General features: G+C 61.5%; 4 protein-coding genes. 2 read left to right on the top strand and 2 right to left on the bottom strand.

Annotation, left to right across the window (positions count from 1 at the left end):
* Window positions 1-212: 212 nt before the first annotated feature.
* On the top strand, window positions 213-1,595 hold the full coding sequence (gene argH / locus NY78_RS01735) for an argininosuccinate lyase (protein WP_043630807.1): 1,383 nt from the start codon (window positions 213-215) through the stop codon (window positions 1,593-1,595).
* Entirely contained in the window at window positions 1,577-3,136 is a 1,560-nt protein-coding gene (locus NY78_RS01730) for a sigma-54-dependent Fis family transcriptional regulator (RefSeq protein ID WP_043630805.1), read from the top strand. The genes argH and NY78_RS01730 overlap by 19 nt, the downstream gene beginning before the upstream one ends.
* A 319-nt stretch (window positions 3,137-3,455) precedes the next feature.
* Here NY78_RS01730 and ettA read toward each other — a convergent pair whose 3' ends face one another.
* A complete protein-coding gene (ettA, locus tag NY78_RS01725; protein ID WP_043630802.1) occupies window positions 3,456-5,141 on the bottom strand; it encodes an energy-dependent translational throttle protein EttA in 1,686 nt (561 codons plus the stop codon).
* 159 nt (window positions 5,142-5,300) lie between these two features.
* Window positions 5,301-6,776, bottom strand: coding sequence for a 30S ribosomal protein S1 (locus NY78_RS01720; protein WP_043630801.1), 1,476 nt, complete (start codon window positions 6,774-6,776; stop codon window positions 5,301-5,303).
* Between the last annotated feature and the right edge of the window lie 16 nt (window positions 6,777-6,792).

Below are 6,792 nucleotides of genomic sequence, written 5' to 3'. Positions count from 1 at the left end.
GGCTGTGGGGCTGTTTCGGGTACGGCGGCGGACCGCCGTACCCGAAACAGCCCCACGGTCAGGTTAAATAACAGTTTGTTTTTAAAGTAAAGATACCCCGTTAAGAGTTTTTGGGGAGGGTGGGGGTCCGGGGGAGGGAACCCCTTTTTGCAAAAAGGGGTTCCCTCCCCCGGTTCCTCTTCCCTCATCTTCTCACCCCCGGAGGGATTCCTATGTCCACGAAAATGTGGGGCGGTCGGTTTGGCGAGGGGACTGGGGCCTTGATGGAGGCCTACAGCGAATCCGTGTCCTATGACCGGCGCATGTATAAGCAGGATATTGCCGGCTCCAAGGCCCATGCCCGGATGCTGGCCAAGCGCGGCGTGCTTGCTGGCGAGGAAGCCGAGCGTATTGTGGCCGGTCTGGATATGGTGCTTGATGAAATCGAGTCTGGAGCTTTCCCCTGGCGGGTGGAGCTGGAAGACGTCCACATGAACGTGGAACAGCGGCTCACCGAACTGATCGGACCGCTTGGGGGCAAGCTGCACACCGGCCGCAGCCGCAATGATCAGGTCTGCCTGGATTTCCGGCTGTATGTGGCCGAGAGCCTGGAGGTCTGGACGCGGCTTCTGCGCGAACTGGCCGGGGTCTTTATCGAGCGCGCCGCCGAACACCAGAACACCTTGCTGCCGGGCTGCACCCATTTGCAGCCGGCCCAGCCGGTTTCCTTGGCCCATCACCTACTGGCCTATGCCTGGATGTTCAAACGCGACTGTGAGCGTGCCGAAGACGCACTCAAGCGCGTGCGGGTCTCGCCCCTGGGCGCGGCGGCCCTGGCCGGCACCACCTATCCGCTCGACCCGGCCATGGTGGCCCGGAGCGTGGGCTTTTCCCATGCCTTCGGCAACAGCATGGACGCGGTGTCCGACCGGGATTTCGCCCTTGAAGCCCTTTTTGACGCCTCGGTCATCATGGCCCATCTGAGTCGCTTTTGCGAAGAGATCATCCTGTGGGCCAACCCGCGTTTTGGCTATGTCTCCCTGCCCGATGCCTATGCCACCGGGTCGAGCATCATGCCCCAGAAAAAAAATCCCGATGCCGCAGAACTGATGCGCGGCCGGGTGGGGCGGGTCTACGGTTCGCTTATGGGGCTTTTGACGGTGGTCAAAGGGCTGCCCCTGACGTACAACCGGGATCTTCAGGAAGACAAGGAGCCGTTTTTCGACGCCGACGACACGGTACGGGCCTCGCTGCGGGTCATGGCCGGCATGCTGTCCGAGCTGGTCTTTCGGCCAGAGCGGATGCGCGAGGCGCTGACCCAGGGCTTTTTAAACGCCACTGAGCTGGCCGACTATCTGGCGGCCAAGGGCGTACCCTTTCGGGAGGCCCATCATATCACGGGCCGGGCCGTGGCTCAGGCCGAGTCTCTGGGGATTGCCCTGGAGCAATTGACCCTGGACCAATTGCGTGTATTTTCCCCGCTTATACACGAGGATGTTTTCGAGGCGCTGCGGTATGAAACCGCCGTGGCCAGACGCAATGGACCCGGCGGGGCCGGTCCCCAATCCGTGACCAACCAGATGGCGGAACTCACCCGATGGCTTCAAAGACGTTAAATCTGCAGCTCCGCTGCCTGCAGGCCATAAGTGGCATCATCGACAAGGCTCTTGATTTAGAGCAGTCATTACAGGACATTTTGCGCATCCTGGCCGAGACCTTGTCCATGAAACGGGCCACCATCACCTTGATTGACCGTTCCACGGGCAAGCTCGTCATCAGCGTTTCCCAGGGGCTGTCCCCAGAGGAAAAGCGGCGGGGCGTGTACGGCTTAAACGAAGGGGTGACAGGCCTGATTTTTCAGACCGCCAAACCCTACGTGGTGCCGGATATCCGCAACGAACCGCTCTTTCTGGACAAGACCCAGTCGCGTACGATCGAGCGCGACCGCATATCGTTTATCGGCGTGCCGATTGTTCTCCACGGCCAGCCCCTTGGCGTGCTTAATGTGGACAGACTCTTTGGCGATGAGGTCGATTTCGAGGAAGACGAGGCCTTTTTGACCGTCGTGGCCACGCTCATTGCCCAGTTCATGAGCTTAAACCAGAAGTATGAGGCCAAGGTCGAGGTCTTAAAGCGCGAAAACGTCTCGCTCAAATACAAGCTTTCCCAGGAGTCGCGGGGGCTTTACATCGTGGGCAAGAGCCTGGCCATGCAGGATGTGCAGCGCCAGATCGAGAAGGTCGCCCCGACCCGGGCCACGGTTCTGCTCCTTGGCGAATCCGGTACCGGCAAGACGCTCATCGGCCGCATCATCCATGACCTGTCCGAGCGCAAGGACTATCCGTTCATCAAGGTCAACTGCGCCTCGATCCCGGAGAATCTGCTGGAATCCGAGCTTTTCGGCTACGAAAAAGGGGCCTTTACCGGCGCGGACCAGACCAAACCCGGCCGTTTTGAAGAAGCCAACAAGGGCACCATCTTTCTTGACGAAATCGGCGAGTTGCCGCTGGGCCTGCAGGCCAAGCTGTTGCGCGTGCTCCAGGACAAGGAATTCGAGCGCCTGGGCAGCAACAAGACCCGGCAGGTGGACGTACGCATCCTGGCCGCCACCAACAAGGATCTGGCCACCCTGGCCGAGACCGGGGCGTTTCGACCGGACCTTTACTACCGCCTCAATGTCTTCCCGCTGCAAACCCCGCCTTTGCGGGACCGCAAGGAAGACATCCAAAGCCTCATCATCCATTTTCTCACCAAGGTTTCCAAGGAATACGGCCGCAAGTTGACCTTTTCCACCGAGGCCCTGGCCGTTCTCAAGGAATACGACTGGCCGGGCAACGTGCGCGAGATGGAAAATCTTGTCGAGCGGCTGGTGATCCTGGCGGAAAACGAGCGTATCGACGCCGATCTGATCCGGCCTTATCTTACCATCCCCAGCCGGGAGGATGCCTACGAGTCCGACCGGGGCGAGGACGGCGAAGGTGCGCCATCGCTTAAAAGCCTGGAAAAATCGGTCGTTATCGACGCCCTGCGCCGCCATGGCGGCATCCAGCACAAGGCGGCCCGGGAGCTGGGCATAACCCCCCGGCAGATGGGCTATCGGGTCAAAAAGTTCAATCTCGAATCCATGGTGGCGGTGCAGCGGGTGAAAAACCGCTGAGCGGCCGCGCTGCTCAGGAGCGCGTTTTTTTGCCTCGAAAAGGCCGTCCGTCGGGCGGCCTTTTTTGTTTGCAACTGGGCGACAGGCGACGCTGTTCGGGGAAGGACGGGACCGGGTCGGCTGTTTTGCATCCTGAGGTCACTGGGTCCGGCCGTCGCCGAAAAGGCCCAGTACAGGCCGTGTTAGGGAGATGTTTGCGTGACGGATTGGCGACTTGCGAACGATGTTTTTCGACCATTTGGCTAATGGGGGAGTCAATAGTAAGGCCGCCCGCCTCGAAAGAGGCGGACGGCCTTTGGCCGCAGGAGCAGCCGGGCGTTTAGGCCCGGCTGAACTGGCGGTACTTGATGCGGTGGGGAATGTCGGCGGCAGCGCCCAGGCGGGCTTTGCGGTCGGCCTCGTACTCGGTGAAGTTGCCGTCGAAGAACACGGCCTGGCTTTCACCCTCAAAGGCCAGGATGTGGGTGGCCACGCGGTCGAGAAACCAGCGGTCATGGCTGATGACCAGGGCTGAGCCGGCAAAGGCCAGGAGCGCCTCTTCCAGGGCGCGCAGGGTGTTGACGTCCAGATCGTTGGTCGGTTCGTCAAGGAGCAGCACGTTGGCCCCGCTCTTGAGGATAAGGGCCAGATGCAGGCGGTTTTTCTCGCCGCCGGAGAGCACCTTGACCTTTTTCTGCTGATCCTGGCCGGTGAAGTTGAACCGGGCCACATAGGCCCGGGCGTTGACGTCCTTGGTGCCCAGGCGAATGGTGTCGTAGCCTTCGCCCACCACCTCAAACACGGTCTTTTCCGGATCAAGCGCCTCGCGGCTCTGGTCAACGTGGGCCAGCTGGACGGTTTCACCCAGGGTGAAGGTGCCGACGTCGGGTGTTTCCTGGCCGGTGATGAGCCGGAACATGGTCGTCTTACCCGCGCCGTTGGGACCGATGATGCCGACAATGGCCCCACGCGGCACGGTGAAGGTCAGATTCTCAAACAGCAGCCGGTCGTCAAAGCCCTTGGCCACGCCAACAGCTTCAATGACGTTCTTGCCCAGGCGCTGTCCGGGCGGAATGTAGATCTCCAGGTCCTTGGCCATGCGTTCGCCTTCCTGGGAGGCCAGCGATTCATAGGCGGCGATGCGGGCCTTGGACTTGGCGTGGCGCCCGTGCGGCGACATGCGCACCCACTCCAGTTCCCGGGCCAGGGTCTTGGACCGTTCGCTCTCGGATTTCTCTTCCTGGCGCAGGCGTTCCTGCTTCTGCTCCAGCCAGGAGGTATAGTTGCCCTTCCAGGGGATGCCCCGGCCCCGGTCGAGTTCGAGAATCCAGCCGGCCACGTTGTCCAGGAAGTAGCGGTCGTGGGTGACGGCGATGACGGTGCCCGGGTAGCTGTGGAGAAAATGCTCCATCCAGGCCACGGACTCGGCGTCGAGGTGGTTGGTGGGTTCGTCAAGGAGCATGATGTCCGGCTTTTGCAGAAAGAGCCGGCACAGGGCCACTCGGCGGCGCTCACCACCGGACAGGACGTTGCAGGGCGTGTCCGCCGGCGGGCAGCGCAGGGCGTCCATGGCCTGATCGAGGCGGCTGTCGAGATCCCAGGCGTCGCAGGCGTCGAGCTTTTCCTGGACCTCGCCCTGGCGTTCGATCAGCGCATTCATGGCGTCGTCGTCCATGGGCTCGGCAAAGGCGGCGTTGATGTCTTCAAATTCCTTGAGCAACGCGACCGTCTCGGCCACGCCTTCCTCGACCACTTCGCGCACGGTCTTGGTGACGTCCACCAGCGGGTCCTGCTCCAGGTAGCCGATGGTATGGCCCGGGGTGAGCACGGTCTCGCCCTGGAAATCCTTGTCCACGCCGGCCAGGATTTTGAGCAGCGTGGATTTGCCCGAGCCGTTGAGGCCCAGCACGCCGATCTTGGCACCGTAAAAATAGGACAGGGAGATGTCCTTGATGATGGGCTTTTTATCGTGGAACTTGCTGACGCGGATCATCGAGTAAATGATTTTATTCGGCTCGGCAGCCATGAAACCTCCAGGGGGGCGTCGTCCGTCCGGGGGACGGCGTCGTATCGAGGGTGTATTGCAAAAGAACCGACCACAACGCAAGCGGCCCACGCCCCGGCCAAATGGTCGGGGAGAGGGCCGCCGCAACAGTGCCCGGAGTATCCAAGCACAGGGAAAGGCTTACTTTTTCTTCTTAGCCATGGCTTCCTGGAGCATGTCGCCCAAGAGGTTCAGGCCGCCGCTCGGAGCTGCCGCCTTTTCCTTTTTGACGAAGCGCTTCCAGTCGTCGTTTTCTTTTTCCTTCTGGCCGCCAACCGGCGAGAGGGTCAACTTGCGCTTTTCGGTATCAATCTCGGACACCACGACCGAGGCCGTGTCGCCGATCTTGAGCTTCTCATAGGTCCCGGGTTCCAGGGCGTCGCGCAGCTTGGAAGCCGGCAAAAGCCCGGTGACGCCAGGAGCCAGATTGACGAAGATGCCGAACTGCTGGCGGTTTTCCACCACGCCGGAAACCGTCGATCCGATGGGGAAGGTCTCGGCCACGGCCAGCCAGGGGTCGCCCGAGGCTTCCTTGAGGGAAAGCGCGATACGGCGCTTGGCCAGGTCGATGTCTTTGACCGACACGGTCACGGAATCGCCCGGGGAAACCACGTCCGAGGGCTTGGCCACCCGGCGCACATGGCTCATTTCACTGACATGGATGAGGCCCTCGATGCCCGGGGCGATCTCGACAAAGGCACCGAAATCGGCCAGCCGAACCACTTTGCCCTCGACCTTGTCCCCAACCGTGAACTGTCCGTCAACGCTGTCCCAGGGATCGGCCCCGGCCTGCTTGATGGACAACGAGATGCGGGGACGGCCCTTCTTGTCGCGGTCAAAGGCCAGGACCTTGACGGTCACGGCTTCGCCGATGGCCACGACGTCCTCGGCCTTTTCGGCCCGGGACCAGGACAGCTCGGAGAGGTGGATGAGGCCTTCAAGACCCGGAGCCACTTCGGCAAAAGCGCCAAAGGCCACAATGCGGCTGATGACGGCCGGGACCACGTCGCCCGGGGCAACCGTCTCCAGAAAGCGCAGTTCGGACTCGACGCGTTCCTGTTCCAACAGTTTGCGTCGGGACACGACGATGTTTTTGCCGTCACGCTCAAAGGTGATGATGGCGAATTGGTACATTTGGCCCACATGGGCCTCGGGATTGTCGGTAAAGGCCAGATCGATCTGGCTGACCGGACAAAAGGCGCGGCGGTGGACGATCTCCACATCAAATCCGCCCTTGCGCGAGGCGATTACCTTGCCCTCGACCGGGATGCCGTTCTCGAATGCCTCCCGAAGGGCCTCCGCGCCGCCTTGGCCGGTGAGCGCCTTGGACAGGGCAACTTCGTCGCCGCGGACAGAGACGACGTAGAGGGTAACCTCGTCGCCTTCGCTTACGGCAAGTTGTCCGGTTTCGTCGAGAAATTCGGCTTTATCGGCCACGCCATCGAGCTTGGTGCCGGTGTCCACCACAAGAGTGGTCTCGGTAACCGCGATGACGGGTCCGGTGATGCGGTCTCCAACGTGGATTTCGCCGCCGCGTTCGGCCAAAGAGGCCTCCATGAGTGCGGCGAATTCGCCCTCGGCCGGCATTTCCTTGGTGTCCGGCGAATGGTCTGCCATGATCGCTCCGAAAAGA

The sequence above is a fragment of the Desulfovibrio sp. TomC genome, from assembly GCF_000801335.2.
Lineage (GTDB): Bacteria > Desulfobacterota > Desulfovibrionia > Desulfovibrionales > Desulfovibrionaceae > Solidesulfovibrio.
Note: the sequence above shows the minus strand (reverse complement) of the source record. Positions and strands in the feature narration are given on the sequence as shown.

Bases quoted from the DNA above. Each gene is read 5' to 3' on its own strand.
- ettA (WP_043630802.1), bottom strand. From the start codon at position 5,141: ATGGCTGCCGAGCCGAATAAAATCATTTACTCGATGATCCGCGTCAGC.
- NY78_RS01730 (WP_043630805.1), top strand. From the start codon at position 1,577: ATGGCTTCAAAGACGTTAAATCTGCAGCTCCGCTGCCTGCAGGCCATA.
- argH (WP_043630807.1), top strand. From the start codon at position 213: ATGTCCACGAAAATGTGGGGCGGTCGGTTTGGCGAGGGGACTGGGGCC.
- NY78_RS01720 (WP_043630801.1), bottom strand. From the start codon at position 6,776: ATGGCAGACCATTCGCCGGACACCAAGGAAATGCCGGCCGAGGGCGAA.